Source organism: Acetobacter cerevisiae (assembly GCF_001580535.1).
In the GTDB taxonomy this organism is placed as follows: domain Bacteria; phylum Pseudomonadota; class Alphaproteobacteria; order Acetobacterales; family Acetobacteraceae; genus Acetobacter; species Acetobacter cerevisiae.
Window position 1 is genome coordinate 42,791 of sequence record NZ_LHZA01000144.1, and the last position, 18,322, is coordinate 61,112.

The following is an 18,322-nucleotide window of genomic DNA, read 5'->3' on the forward strand; positions in this document are numbered from 1 at the left end:
CCCTCGTTTCCATACCCCATGCTGGATGGAGCGTTCGAAAAACAGGGTTATGATGTCGGGTCTTTAGATTGTATCCATGCGGCCCATGAAAACGAGCATACTCCACGATCCGAAACGGTCGATTGACTCCCTCTCCGCCCTGCGGGCTGCCTGTACGGCGTTGCCGGGGGTTGATGCGGCGGCGAAGCAGCAGATTGCAGACCGCGAGGCCGAGCTGACCAAACCAGCCGGCAGTCTGGGGCGGCTGGAAGAGCTGACGCGCTGGCTCGGCGGCTGGCAGAAGCGGGCGCGGCCTCAGCTTGAGCAGGTGCATATCCTGATTTTTGCGGGCAATCATGGCGTGGTGCGGCAAGGGGTTTCGCCCTGGCCGCAGGATGTGACGGCCCAGATGGTCCAGAATTTTGAAAGCGGCGGGGCGGCTATCAATCAGCTGGCCCGCGTGGCAGACGCCCGGTTGCGGGTGGTGCCGGTGCTGGGGCTGGCCTCCACGGCAGATTTCACCACCGCTCCGGCCATGACAGAAGCCGCGTTTCTGGAGGCTGTGCAGACGGGGTATGACGCCGTGCCGCGTGCGTGTGACCTGCTGTGTCTGGGGGAAATGGGCATTGGCAACACCACGGCGGCCTCAGCACTGGCGGCGGCGCTGTTTGGTGGCACCGGGGCAGACTGGGCCGGGCGAGGTACGGGGCTGGATGCTCCGGGTGTGGCGCACAAGGCGCGGGTGATTGATGCCGCGTTAGCGTTCCATAAAGCGGAAATGGCAGCGACGCAGGGTGCCGCTGAGGCAGTGGCCGAGTTTGACCCGCTGGAAATAGCCCGCAGACTGGGCGGGTATGAACTCGCGGCCTTGCTGGGGGCGACGCTGGCGGCGCGGCATTACGGCATTCCGGTGCTGCTGGATGGATTTGTCTGCACGGCGGCAGTGGCTCCACTGGCGCGGCTGGCAGCAGGCGGGCTGGACCATACGCGCCTCTCCCATTGTTCTGCGGAAGCAGGCCATGCACGGCTGGCGGAAAAGCTGGGGCTGATGCCGTTGCTGGACCTTGGTTTGCGGCTGGGGGAAGCCTCTGGCGCAGCGCTGGCAGTGCCTCTGCTTCGGGCGGCGGTGTCCTGCCATAATGGTATGGCGACGTTTGCGCAGGCTGCGGTTTCGGGCCGCACATGAGCCCCCCCGCCCCGGCTGAGTCCTTTGGTGCGCGGCTGCGGCTGGATCTGGCCTGCGGGCTGAGTTTACTGACACGCCTGCCCGTGGGCTGGCTGCTCTCCCCCGCGCAACGCGCCAGCACGGCGCTATGGCCGATGGGCCGTTCCATCTGGTGCTGGCCGCTGATTGGCGCGGCGATTGGGGCGGTCGTCGGGGCAGTCTTCTGGCTGCTGCGGCTGGGCCATGTGGCGGCGTTGCCGGCGGCGGGGCTGGCGCTGGCGTTCCAGTGCGTGCTGACCGGCGGCCTGCATGAAGACGGGCTGGCTGACATGGCCGACGGCTGTGGCGGGGCCACGCGGGAGCGTCGGCTGGAGATTATGCGGGACAGCCGGATTGGCAGTTACGGCGTCATGGCGCTGGGCCTGAGTCTGTTAGTGCGGGCCTCGGCTGTGGCAGCCCTTCCGGCTGAAGTGGCGGTGCTGGCGCTAGCCGTCTCCGCGTGTCTGGCGCGGGCGGTGCTGCTGGTGTTACCCGCCTGCCTGCCCCCTGCCCGGCCTGATGGTCTGGCCCGCTCGCTCAACCCCCTGCCGCGTGGGCCGCTCTGGGTAGGGCTGGCTCTGGCTGGGGTGAGCGTTGTGGCGTTGGCGGGAGAGATGACGGTGCTGATCAGCCTCTCCGCTGTGGCGATAGCCCTTGCGGCCTGCGGGCTGGTGGGCATGGCCGCGCGGCGGTTGCTGGGCGGCTATACCGGCGATGTGCTGGGGGCGGCTGCGGTGTTCACCGAGTGTCTGGTGCTGGCGGGTTTCACCGCGCTGTTCTGACTCCAGAGGTCCCACCTGCTTTTGTATGAATTGACAGGGGCGGAGGGGCCGTTCAGACTATGCGCTGATCTGAGGAAGCTGGTGAGAGTCCGGCACGGTCGCGCCACTGTAATCCGCTTTTTTAGAGCGGGAAGTCAGACCCTCAGCGTCGTTTTTTCCACCGCGGAACGCGTTTTTACCAGCGGAGCCTGTTTGATGATGCACCCCTCTTCCTCCCGCGCACGGGCCATTGCGGCTCCTGCTCCTGTTGCAATTCCGGTTGGCGCTCTGCTGCCCTGGGCTGTGTTTGGCCTGCTGCTGTCTGTGCTGATGCTGTATTTTGTGGGTGCGGAACAGGGTGCTGTCTCCCTGATTTCCGGCCATGAAGTGCATGAGTTTGTGCATGATGGCCGCCATCTGCTGGGCTTCCCCTGCCACTAAAGAGCAGGGATTTTTCCTGATGATTGCTGGACGTTTGCTGGCACGCGGCATGATTGCCGGGTGCCTTGCGGCGGCGCTCGCCTTTGTGTTTGCCCGTTTTTTTGGCGAACCACAGGTGGCGCTGGCCATTGCGTTTGAAGCGGCTCGTAGTGCGGCAGAAGGCGCTGCGCCCGAACACGAGATGATCAGCCGCTCCGTGCAGGCCAGTTACGGTCTGGCCACAGCCACGGTGCTCTATGGCGCGGGCTTTGGCGGGTTGTTTGCGCTGGTGTTTTCCTTTGCCTATGGGCGGCTGTCTTTCCAGTCCCCTCGCGTGCTGGCGCTTTTGCTGGCCGTGGCGGGGTTTGTGACCGTGGTGCTGGTGCCGGACCTGAAATATCCACCCAACCCACCCGCTGTGGGCAACCCGGCTACGCTGGCACTGCGCACGGAAACCTATTTTGTGATGATTGCGCTGTCCATTTGCGTAGCCGCCATTGCCTGCCTGATTGGCCAGAAGGTTGCGCAGATGCGGGATGCGTGGACCGGGTGGCTATGTGGTGGGGCAGTGTTTGTTCTGCTGGTGGCCCTTGTGCAGTTTGGTCTGCCTGATGTGAATGAGGTGCCGGACGGATTTCCCGCTGTGGTGCTCTGGCGCTTTCGGGAGTCTGCGCTTGGCATGCAGGCTGTGCTCTGGGGCAGCATGGGGCTGATTTTTGGGGCACTGGCCACGCCGGTGCTAATGGGCCGCGCTCAGAAATTTTAAATTTCATTTTACAGAGGCCAGCAAAGAAACCTTGTATGTTTCCTTCTGCTGGCCCGGCGGGCTGGAAAACCATTCAGGCAAAAGCCCCTTCGGATCTCTATGTCTCTGCGCGCTCCCTTTTTTAAAACGCTTTTCCACCACCGTTTTATGCCTGCCGTCCTGCTTCTGCTCTTTACGGTTGCCTCGCGTTTTCAGACATTCGGAAATCCTCTCCTTAATATTGATGAAGAATTCTACCTCTTTGGCGGAGGTCGGATTTTACACGGGGATCTGCCCTATCTCGCCTTCTGGGACAGAAAGCCTGCGCTTTTATTTGTGCTTTACGCGGGTTTTCATCTTTTTGGGGCGTATCGTGTGCTGGCCTATCAAATAGGTGCGGCACTGGCGGTGTGGGGCACCAGCCTTTTGCTCTACAAAATGGCCCGCACCCTGACATCGCGCGGCGGCGCAGTGGTGGCGGCCATGCTGTATTGCACCGGCCTTACCCTGTGCGGGGGTGAAGGCGGGCAAACACCGGTTTTCTATACGCTGCTTGTCGCAGCCGCCATGGCGCTGGTTCTGTTCAAAGTGGTGCTGGCACCAGATGGCCCCCGGCAGGTACGCCGGGTGGGCATGCTGGCCATGGGGCTGTTTGGCCTGTCCATGCAGATCAAATACACCACAGTGTTTGAAGGCTGTTTTCTGGGCCTTTACCTGCTCTGGTATGCGGCGCGCCATGGGCAGACACGGCGCGGCCTGTGTGCGGATGCCACCCTTTGGGTGCTCCCGGCAGTCCTGCCCACGGCGGCAGTTTTCCTGTTTTACGCCATCATCGGCCATGCGCATGACTGGTTTTTTGCCAATGTGGATTCCATTTTTCTGCGTGCGGCGATGCCGCCAGCCGAAACGGCCGCTCTGAGAATAAGGCTGCTCAAAGCCATTGCCCCGCTGCTTGCCGGGGGCGTTGTTGCGGTCTGGTTGTTCCGCCATGCGCCGGGGCAGGCCCAGCGACAGTTTCTCAGCTTGTGGGCGGTGGCCGCCTGCTGCGGTGTGGCCGTATTTGGCGGCTGGTATTTCCATTATGCGCTGCCGCTTTTTGCACCACTTGCCGTCATCAGCAGCCCTTTGTGGAACCGGAAAGCGGGCCGGTTCTGGCTGGTGCTTGTGCTGGCTGTGCAGACCGTCACCGCACAGAAGCGTCTGCACAAGCACCGTCTTGAGAATGGCAATATGCGGACCTATCAGGCCTATCTGGCTGCTATGCCGGACCCTAAAGGCTGCCTGTTTGTGTATGAAGGGCCGCCCATTTTGTATGACACCTCACACTGGTGCGGCCTGACAAACCACCCCTTCCCCGGCCATTTCAATGAGCAGGCGGAAATCCACTCGACCGGGATGAACCCCTCTGCGGAGCTGGACCATGTGCTGGCACAAAAGCCCCGCTACGTTGTGACGCAGGCTCCGGCCTGGGCGGGTGAAAACCTGAGCATCCGCGCCCACCTGTTCCAGACGCTGACACAGGATTACCGGGAAGTTTACCGCCATCAGGGTCCGCAAACTGCGGTTGTGGTGTATCAGCGCGCTCCGTGACCCCGCCGAGGCCGTATCCGGCACGAAGAGTCTTGCGCCGGACGGCAGGGTGTGCGAGCGTTTTCATTGCGATTTGTGAGTGAGTCGTTTGCAGAAAAGGGATTGGACAATGCCTGCACGGTACAAAGCAAAGGCTGTGAAAAAGTCGTCTTTCCAGAACATGCTGCTGTTTCCCATCATGTTCATGCCTCTGGCGATACTGTATGTGGCAAACCTGCCCATAAGCGACCTTGATAAAGGGCTGCTGGATGGGGCCGTGGCGGGTATGCAGGTGCTGATGGTTCTGGCGCTTTACCGGTTCAAAACCTCTAAAAAGTAACGCTCTGCTCGGGCGTATGCTCCGCAGGGCATGCGCCTGATGCCTGCTTTGCCGTCAGAGCGTCCAGCTCAGCCGCGTGGTCAATGGCCCATGTGTAGAGCATTTCTATGGGTTCAATAAAAATCAGGCCTGCGGGTGTCAGGCGATACTCCACGCTGGGCGGCATGATCTGCTGAACATGGCGGCTGACGAGGCCGGACTGTTCCAGTTCACGCAACGTCTGGGTCATCATTTTTTTGGACAGGCCCGGCACACTCCGCTGGAGTTTGCCCGGTCGTGATGCGTCCCCCAGCAGATGCAGCGTATGCAGGATCATGGTGGTCCATTTTCCGCTGAACAGACGCAGCACGCGGCGCGGCGCGCAATCTTCCACAAACGGAGCCTGACGATAAACCGACGGTAGCGAAGAAGGCATGGTGTGGGCACCTTTTGGTAACCAGGGCACGAAATAGTGCCGTCTGGCGCACGAAAAACCAGAAGCGCAGAGTGCAGGACAGAGGATAAACCGGAAAGGAAAATCTGATGTCCAGAATAGCTCTTGTTGTGGGTGCGACAGGTATTGTCGGGCAAAATCTCTCCGCGCGGCTGGTGGCGGATGGCTGGGTGGTTTACGGGCTGGCCCGCAGGCCGCGCACGGAGAGCGCGGGGGTCTTGCCGGTGGCAGCGGATTTACTCAACCCGGAGGCCCTCTCTGCGGCGCTGGCGGGGCTGCGGCCCACACATGTGTTTTTCTGCTCATGGTTGCGGCATGCAACGGAAGCTGAAAACTGCCGCGTGAACAGCGCCATGGTGCGCAATCTGTTTCACGCCCTGCCCGCACCGGACGCTGTGGAGCACGCGGCGCTGACCACGGGCTTGAAGCATTATCTCGGCCCGTTTGAAGCCTACGCCAGCGGCACCCCGCCGCAGACACCCTTCCGCGAGGACATGCCACGCCTGCCGCTGGAAAACTTCTATTACGATCAGGAAGACGCGCTGTATGAAGCGGCGCAACAGCACGGATTTTCATGGAGCGTGCATCGCCCGCATACCGTGATTGGTTATGCCGTGGGGAATGCCATGAATATGGGTTCGACGCTGGCGGTTTATGCGTCTCTCTGCAAGGAAACGGGCCGTCCGTTTGTGTTCCCCGGCTCCCCTATGCAGTGGCACGGGCTGACGGATCTGACCGATGCCCGCCAGCTTGCCCGGCACCTTGTGTGGGCCTCCACCAGTGCGGCAGGGCGGAATGAGGCGTTTAATATCGTGAATGGGGATGTGATCCGCTGGAAGTGGCTGTGGCCGCAACTGGCTGCATGGTTCGGGCTGGACGCAGCACCCTACCCGGAAGAGGCTTCCCCCCTCGCCCCGAAGCTGGCGCAGGATGGAGAACTCTGGGCCAGCCTGAGCAAGAAGCATGGATTGCGGGAGCCTGACATCACACACCTGGCCTCGGCCTGGCACACGGATGCTGATCTGGGCCGCCCGGTGGAATGTGTAACGGACATGACCAAAAGCCGACTGGCGGGCTTTACCGATTATTGCGCCACCCCCACCGCGTTTTTTGACCTGTTTACGCGGATGCGGGCGGAGCGGTTGATTCCGTAAGGCGGGTTTCTGCTCCTACCGCAGCTTTACGGCACACCCAGCGCGCGCACGCGCCAGTTCCCGGCGTGGCGGGTGAAGAGGCTGGTGGTTTGCGGGGCGATGTCCAGCCGGGTGGCCATCTCCGGGCCGCCTTGCAGAATATGCGTTGCGAGTGCGCGCACTACGGCGGGGCGGGCAATGAGCAGGTGCGTGCGAGCGCTTGTGTCTGACCGTGTGCGTGACTGTTTACCGGAGGGGGCTCTGGGGCGAGCGCCGCTGCTGGAGGGACTGTTTGAAAGGTCGGCAGCACCCGGTTCGACTGCTGCCATTTCCCCTTGGGATGCGGCGGTGAGCCACGCACCAATTCGGGTGTGAAACTGGCGGAGGCTTTCGCCCTCCGGTGGGGCAAAATCTGGATCGTGCAGGAAGATATTCAGGGCGTCTGGCGGAAGATCACGCAAGGCCTGTCCGTGCCATGCGCCGTAATTCCGGTCCTTCAGGTTGGCGGTGCGTATTACGGGGAGGTCGGCAAAGACCGTTGATAAACCGGTGCTTTCGGGCACGTCTTTTGCCTGAAGATTGTGGAGCTGCCCGGCAGATTGGGGGGCGTGGCCTGACGCGATGGCGTCGGGATCAGGGAGGGGACGTGCCGTGTCCAAACCCTCGCACGCGCAGTCCTCGGCCAGAATGATCTGTGTAAAGCGTGGTGGCTTGCGGAGGTGGGGGAGAAGGAAGCCCTCCGCTCCAGTAGGATAGCGGGCGACCGTTTTTGCCTCGCGGGGTGGGATGCGGCCTTGTTTGGCGGCGTCTGGAAGCGTTGTGGTCAGGCAGACAAGCCGGATGGTCTGGGGCTGCGGAACCGGAGACCGGGACGGAGTGGGCGTGGGGGTCTGAGACATAGTCAGGAGCCGGATCGGGATACGGGGCTTTTGGGGGATGCAGCCCATGCCTGCAAGGCGGTTTCCAGTCGGGACCATGCGGCGTCTGTCGCAGGCAGGCCGAGGCGGAGGCGGCCCGGCTGGTCTGCAAAAATGCGGGTCACGAGGCCGTAGGTGCAGAAATGTCGCCAGAGGCTCGCGGCATCGGGATGCAGCACTAAGGTGAACAGGCTGGCCTGCCCGGTGTGGCGCAGGGCGGCGGCATCCAGAAGAGTGGTCAGGCGGGTATGGGCAGCGCGGGCCTGTGTTTTGGCGGTGCGGAGCCATCCGGTGTCTCGCAGGGCTTGTCGTCCGGCCGCCAGACCGAGACTGCCCACAGGCCATGACCCGAGCACAGCGCGGGCTTGTGCGGCGACTTCCGGGCTGGCGAGCAGAAAGCCCAGCCGCACACCGGGCAGGCCGTAGGTTTTGCCGAAGGACCGCAAGACAACCAGTGCGGGATGCGGCAGGAGGGGAGCAATGCTCTCCTGCTCAAAATCCGCGAAGGCTTCATCTACAATCAGAACAGTGCCGTGCGCGGCGCAAGTGTTGGCCAGTGTGTGCAGCCACGCCGCAGAGAGAAGGCGACCATCGGGGTTGTTGGGGTTACAGACCACGCAGACCGTGCCGGGTTGAGTGGCGGCCTGCTCCAGTGCTGCGGGGTCCGTCACCTGCTGCACGGGCACGCCCTGCAAACGCCATGCCTGCGCGTGGCCGGAATAGGTTGGCCCCAGCAGGCACACGCGCTGCGCGGGCAGCAGGCGCGGCAGCAGGGCAATCAGGCTTTGGCTCCCGGCCCCGGCCACCACCATGTCGGGACTGCTCAGCCCGTAGGCGAAGGCAGCGGCAGCCTGAAGGTCGGCTTCCTCGTCTTCTTCCGGCAGGCGGGCCAGCACGGTCGGGTCTGGCATCCGAAGGGGATAAGCATACGGGCTGATGCCGGTGGAGAGGTCATAATAAGGCCGGGGTGCTTCCGGAAAATGCGCTATGACGGCCCGGACCTGCCCGCCGTGGGTGGGAAATGGGAGAGCCTCTGGCGACGCGGACGCGGGAGCAGAAACCGGCACGGGTGGCGCAGTGCGCACCGTGGGGGAGGCAGCGCGCATTGGTGGCACGGATGCTGACTCAGGGATGGCAGCGGATGGGGCGTGCGTGGTAGTCTGCGGGCTTCCCTGCATGCTTTTGGTCGGTTCTGCTCCGGCCTGCCCGCTTAGTGAGTCTGCTACCCGCATGGTGTTCCCTCTTTCCGTCACGCTCCCCGTAGCAGCCCTTGCCGCCATTCTGGAAGCCGCTTGCGGTTATCCCCCTGCCCTGCTGGCGGCTATCGGGCATCCGGTAATGTGGTTTGGGGCCTTGATAGACAGGCTGGACACAGCCCTCAACCAGCCAGAATTTTCCGATCGAAAACGCCGCTGGATGGGCGTGCTGGCGTTGATCCTGATTGTAGGCGTGCCGCTCTGGATTACCGGGGCGGTGCTGGATGTGGGGTATCGTTTTCTGCCAGCCCCCGTCATGCTGGGTGTGCAGGCCTTGGGCACCTGCACGCTGGTCGCGCAGAAATCCTTATGGGAGCATGTGCGCGCTGTGGGCATTGGCCTGCGGCAGAACGGGCTGGCCGGAGGGCGGCAGGCTGTGGCGCAGATTGTCGGGCGGGACACCGCCGCGCTGGATGAAGCCGGGATTGTGCGGGCCGCGCTGGAAAGTCTGGCCGAGAATTTCTCCGATGGCATTGTGGCCCCCCTGCTGTGGGCAGCGGTATTCGGCCTGCCGGGGGCGGTGTTCTACAAGGCGGTCAATACGGCGGACAGCATGATTGGCCACCTCACCCCGCGCCATGCCGCTTTTGGCTGGGCGGCGGCCAAACTGGATGATGCGGTAAATCTGCCTGCCTCCCGCGTTGCGGCACTCTGCCTGATCTTAGCCGCCCCGGCGGAGAACCGGGCCGCAGCCCGCGCGGCAGTGCGACGGGATGCGCCGCGCCATCGGTCCCCCAACGCAGGCTGGCCGGAAGCCGCCATGGCAGGAGCGTTGGGCCTGCGGCTGGCGGGGCCGCGCCTTTATAAAGGGGTGCGCGTGGAGGATGCGTGGATGGGGGCCGGAACGCCGGATGCAACCGTGGCGGATCTGGACCGGGGGCTGGTGCTGTATCGGCGCGCCTGCCTTATTCTGGTGGGGGTCTTGCTGGTGGGGGCACTTCTCTTCATGATCCCGGCATGACAGCCCCCCTCTTCTCCCCCGCTTTTCGTGCCTCTCTGGACCAGCTTTTTACCTGGCGACGCGATGTGCGCCATTTCCGCACGGACCCGGTGCCCGAGGCCGTGCTGTCTCGCCTTCTGGAAACCGCCTGCCTTGCCCCCTCCGTGGGGTTGAGTGAACCCTGGCGCTTTGTGCGCGTGGATGCTCCGGCACGTCGCGCTGAAATCCGGGAAAACTTTGCCCGCTGTAATGCGGAAGCACTGACGGGCCATAGCGGCGATGATGCCCAGCGTTACGCCACGCTCAAGCTGGCCGGGCTGGATGATGCGCCGCACCATATTGCCGTCTTTTGTGACACCAACCCCGCACAGGGGCGCGGGCTGGGGCGTGGCACCATGCCGGAAACCACAGTGTGGTCTGCCGTCATGGCCATTCACACCTTCTGGCTGGCGGCCACGGCGGAGGGTGTCGGGCTGGGGTGGGTCTCCATCCTGAACCCGCAGGACGCCAGCCGCACGCTCTGCATTACGCCGGACTGGCAGTTTCTGGCCTATCTGTGTGTGGGCTATCCGGCGGAACAGGCCGACACACCGGAGCTGGAACGCCGGGGATGGGAGCAACGCAACCCGGCCCGCAGGCAATGGATTAACCGCTGAATCTGGCCTGTTGCCGGAGCGTATGACGGCGTGGGAACGAGTCCGGCACATTCGTCTCAAAATTAAGAATCCATGACGCGGCCTGCGCTTCTGCATGCTGCGGACCGGAGGGCTGCCCTGCGCGCCTGCCGAAAAATCATGACAGATTTTTGATGGTTTATGAGACTTTCTGATAAATTAAGGCAGTCTTTCAAACCAGAAATCGGCCCGAAAAGCCCCCTGACACGACCAGTAATTTTCTCTTTCCTGCGTTTTCAAAGCGTCAGAAGATCATAAAGTTTATTTTAAGGTTTTTTGGTATATACTCGCTTTTTATAAATCTCATCTCACGAAATATTGTCAGACTCTTTTTGATATAATTAACACTATGTAATATTGACATGAATCATTGAGATTTCTACCTATTTCACAGAAAACCAGTTTATCTATAACAAAGTTTTATAATTTTCTGAGGATTTAGTGTGAAAGCGCCTGCGCTCCGGGGTTCTACCGACACCAGAAAACTGGATACCAGACTTCTCCTCGGAACGGCTCTTGTCTGTGTTCTGAGTGAACCATCGCTCGCTCATGCGGATGATGCGCAGGAACTCGCAGCCATTAAAGAGCAGATGCGCAAGCTGGCAGCACAGGTGGAAGCCATTGAGCATCGGCAGGCGCTCAAACACGGACAAAACGGGCGTCAGGTCGCCTCAGCCCACACTACGGCTGGGGTGCGGACGGCCAGTGCAAAGAATGCGTCCTCCGGGGGGATGCGCACCGCCGCCAGCACGCATGGTGGTTTCTCTGAGGGGCTTTCCGGCCTGCGAACTGATGGTCCGGCTGATCCGGGTATTCGCTTCTCCGGCGGGGCACAGCCGATTGAAATTGGCGCCAGTCAGAACCCGACCCTGAACAGTGGCTCCGGGTTTGCCGGGTTCCGGTGGATGCCGCAGCAGCCGGAAGCCCAGCCGTCCAAATCCGCTATCGACCTGACTTCTTCCAGCCCGTCCTCCATTACCCAGACGGACGTGGACCGCCTGCCCCCCATTTTCAGCATTGGCGGCATTTCCGCCCGGCTGGGCGGGTTTATTGATTTCTCCAATATCTGGCGCAGTTCCAACATGACCAGTGGCCCCGCCACGGCATGGAACAACTTCCCCTACGCCAACAGCCCCAACCATGGGCTGAGTGAAGAGCGGATGTCGGCACAGCTCAGCCGTATGTCTGTGCTGATGGAAGCGAACCCGTCCAAGGACGTCCGCTTGCAGGCCTATGTGGAAAGTGACTTTGCCGGGGCTGGCGGCACGACAAACAGTGTGCAGATCAGCGGTTACACGCCGCGCCTGCGGCAGGGCTACTTTACCTTCACGCAGAAGGAGTGGGGCCTGCATATCCTGATGGGTCAGGCCTGGAGCCTTGCCACCAACTACGCCAAGGGCATTCTGCCGCGCCAGGAACAGTTGCCTGCGGTGACGGATAACAACCAGATCCCTGGTATTACCTTTACCCGCGTCCCGCAGATCCGCATTGGCAAGGACTGGCACCAGAAATACTGGCTGGGCCTTTCCGTGGAAGATCCGCAGGCGACGGTTGCCTTCTCTTCCGCTCTGTCTTCGGGCGGCACCCTGCCCGCTGCTTACGGAGAGAAGGCGGGGACACGCGTCTTTTATTCCAACGCAGGCGGCGTGCTGCTGAACCCCAACACGCAATATACCTACAACCCCGCGCCGGACATTATTCTGAAAGGTGCTGTGGATACATCTGTCGGGCATTATGAAGTGTTTGGTCTGGCCCGCTGGTTCCGCTCCCTTGCGGTGGAACCGGGCATGACCACCACCCGCAAACACACCACATTTGGCGGTGGCGTCGGCGCGGGCATGACAGTGCCGCTGGGCACAAAAAAGCTCCAGATGGCCGGGAATGTGACAGCCGGTGAAGGCATTGGCCGCTATGGACCAAGCCTGATTCCGGACACCACGCCAAACGCGCGGGGTGCGTTGTCCCCCGTGCCGGAGTTGATGGGTTCCCTTGGTCTTATCGGGCATCCCACACCGTCCGTGCTGCTCTACACCTACGGGGGTATCGAGACAGCCGGACGCAAGCGTTACATGGGCGCAGATGGCGCACAGTATGGCTACGGTGTGAATGACCTCAATCTGGGCGGGTGCGATGTGGAGTTTGGCTCCTGTAACGCCCAGACGCGCACGCTGGCATCCCTCACCACTGGCGGCTGGTGGCACTTCGTTGAAGGCCGCTACGGCAGTGTGATGGGGGGCCTGCAATACACCTATATCCGGAAGTTTGCCTTCAGAGGCAATGACGGCAGCAACAACAGTGTGTACCCGACAACTTCGGGCAACACAGTTTACGTCACCTTCCGATATTTGCCGTTCCAGTAAACTGGAATGGTAAAATACTCACCAAAGGAGAGAGAACTCGATGTCTTATACAGTTGGCACTTATCTTGCTGAGCGTCTTGCCCAGATTGGTCTGAAGCATCACTTTGCAGTGGCAGGGGATTATAACCTTGTGCTGCTCGACCAGCTTCTGATGAACAAAGAATGCGAGCAGGTTTACTGCTGTAACGAGCTGAACTGCGGTTTCTCTGCTGAAGGCTATGCCCGTGCAAACGGCGCTGGTGCTGCCGTTGTGACCTTTAGCGTTGGTGCGCTGTCCGCACTGAACGCCATTGGTGGCGCTTATGCAGAAAACCTGCCGGTTATTCTGATTTCCGCCGCTCCCAACTCCAATGACCACGGCAGCGGGCACATCCTGCACCACACCATTGGCACGACGGACTATTCCTACCAGTTGCAGATTGCTGAAAAGCTGACCTGTGCGGCTGTTTCCATTACATCTGCTGAAGATGCGCCGGAAAAGATCGACCACGCCATCCGCACCGCGCTGCGTGAGAAGAAACCGGCTTATATTGAAATCGCCTGTAACGTCTCTGCCCAGCCCTGTGCGGCCCCCGGCCCCATCAGCGCTGTTGTGGATGCCCCGGCGTCCAACAAGGCCACGCTGGATGCAGCCGTAAAAGCGGTTGCAGACTTTATTGAAAAGCACGAAAAGCCCGCCATTCTGGTTGGCAGCCGCCTGCGCGCCGCCGGTGCGGAAGAAGCCGCTGTAAAGCTGGCTGATGCTCTGGGCTGCGTTGTGGCCACCATGGCTGCGGCCAAGAGCTTCTTCCCGGAAGATCATCCTTCTTACGTGGGCACCTACTGGGGCAGCGCCTCCACGCCGGGTGTGAATGAAATCTTTAACTGGACGGACAGCATTATCGCGCTGGCTCCCATCTTTAACGATTACTCCACCGAAGGCTGGACGGCATGGCCGCAAGGCCCGAACGTGGCTGTGCTGGACAAGAACATCACCAAGCTGCACGGCTACGCCTTCGACAACATTCATCTGAAGGAACTGCTGGAAGCTCTGGCAGATTACTTCAAGAACAAGCCGAAGAAGGATTCCACGCTGGTCCAGTACAAGCGTGTGCACACCGAACGCACCGTGGAAACCACCGGCAAGGGTGATGACGTTCTGACCCGTGCAGACATCCAGCAGACGCTGCAGAGCCTGGTGACACCGGAAACCACCATTGTTGGTGAAACGGGTGACAGCTGGTTTAACGTCATGCGCACCAAGCTGCCGCGCGGTGCCCGTGTGGAACTGGAAATGCAGTGGGGCCACATTGGCTGGTCTGTCCCGGCGGCCTTTGGCTACGCTGTGGGTGCCCCGGAACGCCGCACCATTCTGATGGTGGGTGACGGCTCCTTCCAGCTGACGGCGCAGGAAGTGGCCCAGATGATCCGCCGCAAGCTGCCGGTTATCATCTTCCTGATCAACAACGCTGGGTACACCATCGAAGTTGAAATTCATGATGGTCCTTACAACAACATCAAGAACTGGGATTACGCAGGCATCATCAGCGCGTTCAACGCTGAAGATGGCAAAGGCAAAGGTCTGCGCGCCAACACGGCGGGTGAACTGGCTGATGCAGTGAAGGTCGCGCTGGAAAACAAGGAAGGCCCGACCCTGATCGAATGCGTGATTCCGCGTGATGACTGCACGTCCGAGCTGATTTCCTGGGGCCGCCATGTGGCCACGGCAAACGGCCGTCCACCTGCAAAATAAGTCAACCTGCATGGCCGTGCCCCTGCAAGGCACGGGCACGGCCTGCACCTTTTTGAAAAGCACCTGTTAATGTCGGCTTCCAACACACCCAGCGCCGCCCCACAGCCGCAAAAAATACAACCGCTTTATGTGCTGGCGTGGTTTCTTTGCGCCCTGTTCTATTTCTATCAGTACGCCATCCGCTCTGCTCCGGGCATTATGCAGGATGAGCTGACGCAGGCCTGGGGCAACAGCCACCTCGGCCTGATGATTGCCTCCTACTACATTGTTTATGCACTGGCCGCTCTGGCCGTGGGCGTGCTGCTGGACCGTTATGGCGCACATGCCACCATGCCGGTGGGGATTGCCATAACCAGTGTTGGCTGCCTGATTTTTGCACAGGGCAGCATGCCGGCCGGGATTGGCGGGTATGTTATTCAGGCGCTGGGGGCCATTTGCGCCTTTGTTGGCTCCTCCTACGTGGCAGCCCGGTATCTGCCTGCGCGCACGCTGGCCCTGTTTGTGGGGCTGACGCAGTGCCTTGGTATGGCCGGGGCCGCGTTTGGCTCCAAACCCACCCGTATTCTGATTGACCCTGCCGGCTCCTTCCACCTGCCCTGGCAGAAAGTGTGGCTGGGCTTTGGGGTGATTGGCGTCTGTCTGGCCATTGCGACATGGCTTGTCATGCCGCGGGATTCCGGGGACAGCTCGGCCCACCACGGCCATCTGTCTGCTGAAAACCTGCTCAAGCCATTCAAGACCATCTTCGGGAACCCCCAGAGCTGGTATGCCGGGATTATTGGCGGCCTGCTGTTTGTGCCCACAACCATTGGCGCGCTGGGCTGGGGGGCTTCCATGCTCAACAAGGGCGAGCATGTTTCCATGGCGTTTGCGGCCTCCGACATCTCTATGGTGCCGATTGGCTGGGTGATTGGCTGCCCGCTGCTGGGCTGGATTTCTGACAAGATTGGCCGCCGCAAACCGGTGCTGATTGGTGGCGCGCTGGTGTTGCTGGCTGCTGCCCTATGCGCGCTGTATGTGCCGGTTGGCGTCATGCCGCGTTACTCTGTGGCGCTGATTATGGGCATTGCCTCCGGTGCGGCGATGATCCCGTTCTCTTCCATGAAGGAAGTGAACCCGCCGGAAGTTAAAGGCACGGCTGCGGGTGTGATGAACTTCCTCGTGTTTGGCACGACGGGCATTCTCTCCCCCATGGTGTCCGCGCTGATGGGTGGCGGTGGTGATTCCATGGAAGTCTTCCACCGGGCCTTCCTGCCGCTGGTAATTGGTATTGTGGTGGCCATTGTGCTGGCCTTCCGCCTACGTGAGACAGGCTGGGCTGTGCAGAAATAAACCTCTCTGCCAGTTGGGTTTTCAAAGGAGCGCGGACCTTGCGGGGTTCGCGCTTTTTTGTGCGCGCCAGACGATGTTTATTGACAAGACTGCTAAGCCTGAGGACCATTCCGGGTCATATCAGCGTCCCATCAGAAGGACAGCCCTCTTGCCCCAGCCGCCTTTACCCTCCCCGGAAATTTTTCAGCATGTCCGCATCATCATGGGGATGGTGGTGGGCCTGAGTGTGGCGCGCCTGCTGAATGGTCTGGTGCGCATTATTCAGCACCCCGGACAAACGCGGGTCTATCCGGTTCATATCGGCTGGGTGCTGACGCTGCTGCTCATGCTCATGCATTTCTGGTGGTGGGAGTTCTGGCTGGTTACGCTGCACAGCTGGACATTCGAGATCTATCTGTTCCTCATTATTTACGCGATTATTCTGTTTTTTCTCAGCGCGTTTTTGTTCCCGGATTCAATCAGTGATTATACGGGGTATGAGGACTTCTTTATTTCCCGAAGGAAGTGGTTTTTCTCATTTTTCGCCCTGAGTGTGGTCTTTGACCTGATTGATACCCTGCTCAAAGGCTCGGCGCATTACGCCCTGTTCTCGGCGGAATACTGGTTCCGGGTTCCGGTCTATCTTGTGCTGTGTGGCGTTGCCATTGTGTCTGCCAATCGTCGTTTTCATATGGCGTTTGTCAGTCTTGGACTTGTGTATGAGGTTTCCTGGATACTGAGACATTTTGAGACGTTGAGCTAAAACCTGACGGAATTTTGATATTTTCTCCGCAAGACATTAAGGCAGCCTTTTTACACTCAGGACACTGGAACCCTTTATGACCACTCCGCCTGTTTCCGATACGCAGCGCCGTCTGGTCATGCTGTGTGCCGTGCTTGGCATTGTTCTGGGGGGACTGGACGGGGCGATTGCCAATATCGCGCTCCCCACCATTGCCCATGACCTCCAGTGTAGCGAGACGCTGACGGTCTGGGTCGTCAATGTTTATCATCTGGCGGTTGCGGTCAGTTTGCTGCCGGCTGCGGCTTTGGCGGACTCTCTGGGGCTTAAACGGGTTTACGGGTTTGGGATGGCGCTGTTTACCGCAGCCTCCCTCGCCTGCGCGCTGTCTGGCTCACTCGGCGCTCTTATTGGTGCGCGTGTTGTGCAGGGGTTGGGGGCGGCGTGTATGGCAGCCCTCAGCGGCGCGCTGGTGCGCAGTGTTTACCCCCGCGCCATGCTGCATCAGGCGTTTGCCATTATTGCGCTGGCGGTTGCCATTTCCGCAGCCATTGGGCCGACACTGGCAGCGGCGGTTCTGGCGGTTGCCTCGTGGCCCTGGCTGTTCCTGATTAACGTGCCGATTGGCGTGATGGCGGTTGTGCTTTTCCTGCGCGTGGCTCCCTCCAGCCCGCGCGCCCCTCTCTCGTTCGACAAGGCGGGCGCGCTGTTGAACGTGGGCGCTCTGGGGCTGGGCATTCTGGGCGTTGATGCGCTGGGTCAGAAGGAAACCGGGCTGGCGGTGCTTGAAATCGGGGCCGGTATCCTCTGCACGCTTCTGCTTTACAGGCAGCAGAAAAAGCTGAAAACGCCCATGCTGCCGCTGGATCTGCTGGCTATTCCGCTGTTCTCGCTTTCAATCCTGACTTCCATCTGCGCGTATGCCGCGCAAATTCTGGCCTATGTCGCGCTGCCGTTTTTGTTCCAGACGGTTATGCATCTTTCTGCCGTAACAACCGGCCTGCTGGTAACGCCGTGGCCTGTGCTTGTTGCCGTTGCAGCCCCTTTTGCGGGCCGACTGGCAACGCGGCACCCGGCATCGGTTTTAAGCAGTGTTGGTCTGGCAATTTTGGCGACTGGACTGGCAGCACTCAGCCTGATGCCTGCACAACCGGCCTTTTGGGATGTGGGCTGGCGCATGGCGCTGTGCGGCATTGGGTTCGGGTTTTACCAAACGCCAAACAATCTGACCGTCATGACCTCTGGCCCCGCCACCCGCAGCGGAGCGGCCAGTGGCATGATGGCCGTGGCGCGCACACTGGGCTGGGCGCTGGGCTCCGCACTGGTCGCCCTCGTCTTCGGCCTCTCCCAAGGCAGCGGCGGTGCTGTGCATTGCCTTGAACTGGCCACCGCCTTTGCCCTGCTTGGTGCTGTGCTGAGTGTTTCCCGGCGGGTGGTGCGGAATGAGGTGGGGCGGTAGAGGGTTGGAATGGCCGGAAAGAGTGACCGTCCGCGATAAGGTATTTGGTCCAGTAATTTGGTGGTCAGGATTTCAAACATCAAAACCGGATCGAACGATGATCAGCCAACTTTGCAGCAGCCTGAATAGGGCAGTGTCTTCTCAAAATCTGGCCTGAATAATTCAAAATCCATAGCACGTGAAAAAATTGCGAAATGATCCAAACCTATCCGGGTGAGCCAGGCAAGACATCTTCAAAATCGAAAGAGTTGCCAGCTTCATAATCCGATTAATACCAAAAATAATAATTATAAATATTTATATTTAATATCATTTACCATACCTTTTAAGAGCCCTTTTGGAAATTC

17 protein-coding genes and 1 riboswitch are annotated in these 18,322 nt (G+C 60.5%); of the genes, 14 read left to right on the forward strand and 3 right to left on the reverse strand.

What is annotated here, in order from left to right; all coding sequences use genetic code 11:
• Window positions 1-85: 85 nt before the first annotated feature.
• The 6 genes from cobT to AD928_RS07975 all read left to right on the forward strand — a co-directional run bounded on the left by cobT (window position 86) and on the right by AD928_RS07975 (window position 5,018).
• Window positions 86-1,165 (forward strand): nicotinate-nucleotide--dimethylbenzimidazole phosphoribosyltransferase, encoded by a 1,080-nt coding sequence (gene cobT / locus AD928_RS07950; RefSeq protein WP_062249665.1) that lies wholly within the window; start codon window positions 86-88, stop codon window positions 1,163-1,165.
• Window positions 1,162-1,965 carry an adenosylcobinamide-GDP ribazoletransferase gene (cobS, locus tag AD928_RS07955; protein WP_062249634.1) on the forward strand — a complete coding sequence of 268 codons (804 nt, stop codon included), beginning with the start codon at window positions 1,162-1,164 and terminating at the stop codon, window positions 1,963-1,965. Before cobT ends, cobS begins: the two co-directional genes overlap by 4 nt.
• A gap of 46 nt (window positions 1,966-2,011) precedes the next feature.
• A riboswitch (adenosylcobalamin (AdoCbl) riboswitch) is annotated at window positions 2,012-2,141 on the forward strand.
• Between the two features lie 19 nt (window positions 2,142-2,160).
• Window positions 2,161-2,385 carry a CbtB domain-containing protein gene (locus tag AD928_RS07960; RefSeq protein WP_043549773.1) on the forward strand — a complete coding sequence of 75 codons (225 nt, stop codon included), beginning with the start codon at window positions 2,161-2,163 and terminating at the stop codon, window positions 2,383-2,385.
• A 22-nt stretch (window positions 2,386-2,407) separates the two neighbouring features.
• Window positions 2,408-3,130: a CbtA family protein gene (locus AD928_RS07965; protein ID WP_062249667.1), complete on the forward strand. Its 723-nt coding sequence runs from the start codon at window positions 2,408-2,410 to the stop codon at window positions 3,128-3,130.
• Window positions 3,131-3,229: 99 nt separating this feature from the next.
• Window positions 3,230-4,699, forward strand: a complete 1,470-nt coding sequence (locus AD928_RS07970) for an ArnT family glycosyltransferase (RefSeq protein WP_233420008.1) — start codon at window positions 3,230-3,232, stop codon at window positions 4,697-4,699.
• A 109-nt stretch (window positions 4,700-4,808) separates the two neighbouring features.
• Complete coding sequence (locus AD928_RS07975; protein ID WP_062249636.1) at window positions 4,809-5,018, forward strand: hypothetical protein; 210 nt, start codon at window positions 4,809-4,811, stop codon at window positions 5,016-5,018.
• On the opposite strand, the gene AD928_RS07980 is transcribed toward AD928_RS07975, so the two are convergent.
• On the reverse strand, window positions 5,008-5,433 hold the full coding sequence (locus AD928_RS07980) for a winged helix-turn-helix transcriptional regulator (RefSeq protein WP_062249639.1): 426 nt from the start codon (window positions 5,431-5,433) through the stop codon (window positions 5,008-5,010). The genes AD928_RS07975 and AD928_RS07980 overlap by 11 nt on opposite strands.
• Window positions 5,434-5,540: 107 nt before the next feature.
• Here AD928_RS07980 and AD928_RS07985 point away from each other — a divergent pair, with 107 nt between their 5' ends.
• The gene (locus tag AD928_RS07985; RefSeq protein WP_062249640.1) at window positions 5,541-6,605 is read left to right on the forward strand and encodes an SDR family oxidoreductase; all 1,065 of its coding nucleotides are present in this window, start codon (window positions 5,541-5,543) and stop codon (window positions 6,603-6,605) included.
• A gap of 26 nt (window positions 6,606-6,631) precedes the next feature.
• Here AD928_RS07985 and AD928_RS07990 read toward each other — a convergent pair whose 3' ends face one another.
• Together AD928_RS07990 and cobD are read right to left on the reverse strand one after the other, a co-directional pair.
• Entirely contained in the window at window positions 6,632-7,483 is an 852-nt protein-coding gene (locus AD928_RS07990) for a histidine phosphatase family protein (protein ID WP_062249641.1), read from the reverse strand.
• A gap of 2 nt (window positions 7,484-7,485) precedes the next feature.
• Entirely contained in the window at window positions 7,486-8,607 is a 1,122-nt protein-coding gene (gene cobD / locus AD928_RS07995) for a threonine-phosphate decarboxylase CobD (RefSeq protein ID WP_082779817.1), read from the reverse strand.
• A gap of 124 nt (window positions 8,608-8,731) precedes the next feature.
• Here cobD and cbiB point away from each other — a divergent pair, with 124 nt between their 5' ends.
• The 7 genes from cbiB to AD928_RS08030 all read left to right on the forward strand — a co-directional run bounded on the left by cbiB (window position 8,732) and on the right by AD928_RS08030 (window position 17,975).
• Window positions 8,732-9,718, forward strand: a complete 987-nt coding sequence (gene cbiB, locus AD928_RS08000) for an adenosylcobinamide-phosphate synthase CbiB (RefSeq protein ID WP_062249673.1) — start codon at window positions 8,732-8,734, stop codon at window positions 9,716-9,718.
• Complete coding sequence (gene bluB / locus AD928_RS08005) at window positions 9,715-10,353, forward strand: 5,6-dimethylbenzimidazole synthase (RefSeq protein ID WP_062249644.1); 639 nt, start codon at window positions 9,715-9,717, stop codon at window positions 10,351-10,353. The genes cbiB and bluB overlap by 4 nt, the downstream gene beginning before the upstream one ends.
• 461 nt (window positions 10,354-10,814) lie before the next feature.
• On the forward strand, window positions 10,815-12,731 hold the full coding sequence (locus AD928_RS08010) for a hypothetical protein (protein ID WP_082779818.1): 1,917 nt from the start codon (window positions 10,815-10,817) through the stop codon (window positions 12,729-12,731).
• A gap of 40 nt (window positions 12,732-12,771) precedes the next feature.
• Window positions 12,772-14,463 carry an alpha-keto acid decarboxylase family protein gene (locus AD928_RS08015; protein WP_062249646.1) on the forward strand — a complete coding sequence of 564 codons (1,692 nt, stop codon included), beginning with the start codon at window positions 12,772-12,774 and terminating at the stop codon, window positions 14,461-14,463.
• A gap of 69 nt (window positions 14,464-14,532) precedes the next feature.
• Entirely contained in the window at window positions 14,533-15,795 is a 1,263-nt protein-coding gene (locus AD928_RS08020; RefSeq protein WP_062249648.1) for an MFS transporter, read from the forward strand.
• Window positions 15,796-15,943: 148 nt separating this feature from the next.
• The gene (locus AD928_RS08025) at window positions 15,944-16,537 is read left to right on the forward strand and encodes a hypothetical protein (protein WP_156470147.1); all 594 of its coding nucleotides are present in this window, start codon (window positions 15,944-15,946) and stop codon (window positions 16,535-16,537) included.
• A 76-nt stretch (window positions 16,538-16,613) separates the two neighbouring features.
• A complete protein-coding gene (locus AD928_RS08030) occupies window positions 16,614-17,975 on the forward strand; it encodes an MFS transporter (protein ID WP_062249650.1) in 1,362 nt (453 codons plus the stop codon).
• Window positions 17,976-18,322: the final 347 nt, after the last annotated feature.

Excerpts from the sequence above, each read along its gene's own strand:
- cobS (WP_062249634.1), top strand. The coding sequence starts at position 1,162 with ATGAGCCCCCCCGCCCCGGCTGAGTCCTTTGGTGCGCGGCTGCGGCTG.
- AD928_RS07990 (WP_062249641.1), bottom strand. The coding sequence starts at position 7,483 with ATGTCTCAGACCCCCACGCCCACTCCGTCCCGGTCTCCGGTTCCGCAG.
- AD928_RS08030 (WP_062249650.1), top strand. The coding sequence starts at position 16,614 with ATGACCACTCCGCCTGTTTCCGATACGCAGCGCCGTCTGGTCATGCTG.
- AD928_RS08020 (WP_062249648.1), top strand. The coding sequence starts at position 14,533 with ATGTCGGCTTCCAACACACCCAGCGCCGCCCCACAGCCGCAAAAAATA.
- AD928_RS07985 (WP_062249640.1), top strand. The coding sequence starts at position 5,541 with ATGTCCAGAATAGCTCTTGTTGTGGGTGCGACAGGTATTGTCGGGCAA.
- cobD (WP_082779817.1), bottom strand. The coding sequence starts at position 8,607 with ATGCGCGCTGCCTCCCCCACGGTGCGCACTGCGCCACCCGTGCCGGTT.
- AD928_RS07975 (WP_062249636.1), top strand. The coding sequence starts at position 4,809 with ATGCCTGCACGGTACAAAGCAAAGGCTGTGAAAAAGTCGTCTTTCCAG.
- AD928_RS08015 (WP_062249646.1), top strand. The coding sequence starts at position 12,772 with ATGTCTTATACAGTTGGCACTTATCTTGCTGAGCGTCTTGCCCAGATT.
- AD928_RS07960 (WP_043549773.1), top strand. The coding sequence starts at position 2,161 with ATGATGCACCCCTCTTCCTCCCGCGCACGGGCCATTGCGGCTCCTGCT.
- cbiB (WP_062249673.1), top strand. The coding sequence starts at position 8,732 with ATGGTGTTCCCTCTTTCCGTCACGCTCCCCGTAGCAGCCCTTGCCGCC.
- AD928_RS07980 (WP_062249639.1), bottom strand. The coding sequence starts at position 5,433 with ATGCCTTCTTCGCTACCGTCGGTTTATCGTCAGGCTCCGTTTGTGGAA.
- bluB (WP_062249644.1), top strand. The coding sequence starts at position 9,715 with ATGACAGCCCCCCTCTTCTCCCCCGCTTTTCGTGCCTCTCTGGACCAG.
- cobT (WP_062249665.1), top strand. The coding sequence starts at position 86 with ATGAAAACGAGCATACTCCACGATCCGAAACGGTCGATTGACTCCCTC.
- AD928_RS07970 (WP_233420008.1), top strand. The coding sequence starts at position 3,230 with ATGTCTCTGCGCGCTCCCTTTTTTAAAACGCTTTTCCACCACCGTTTT.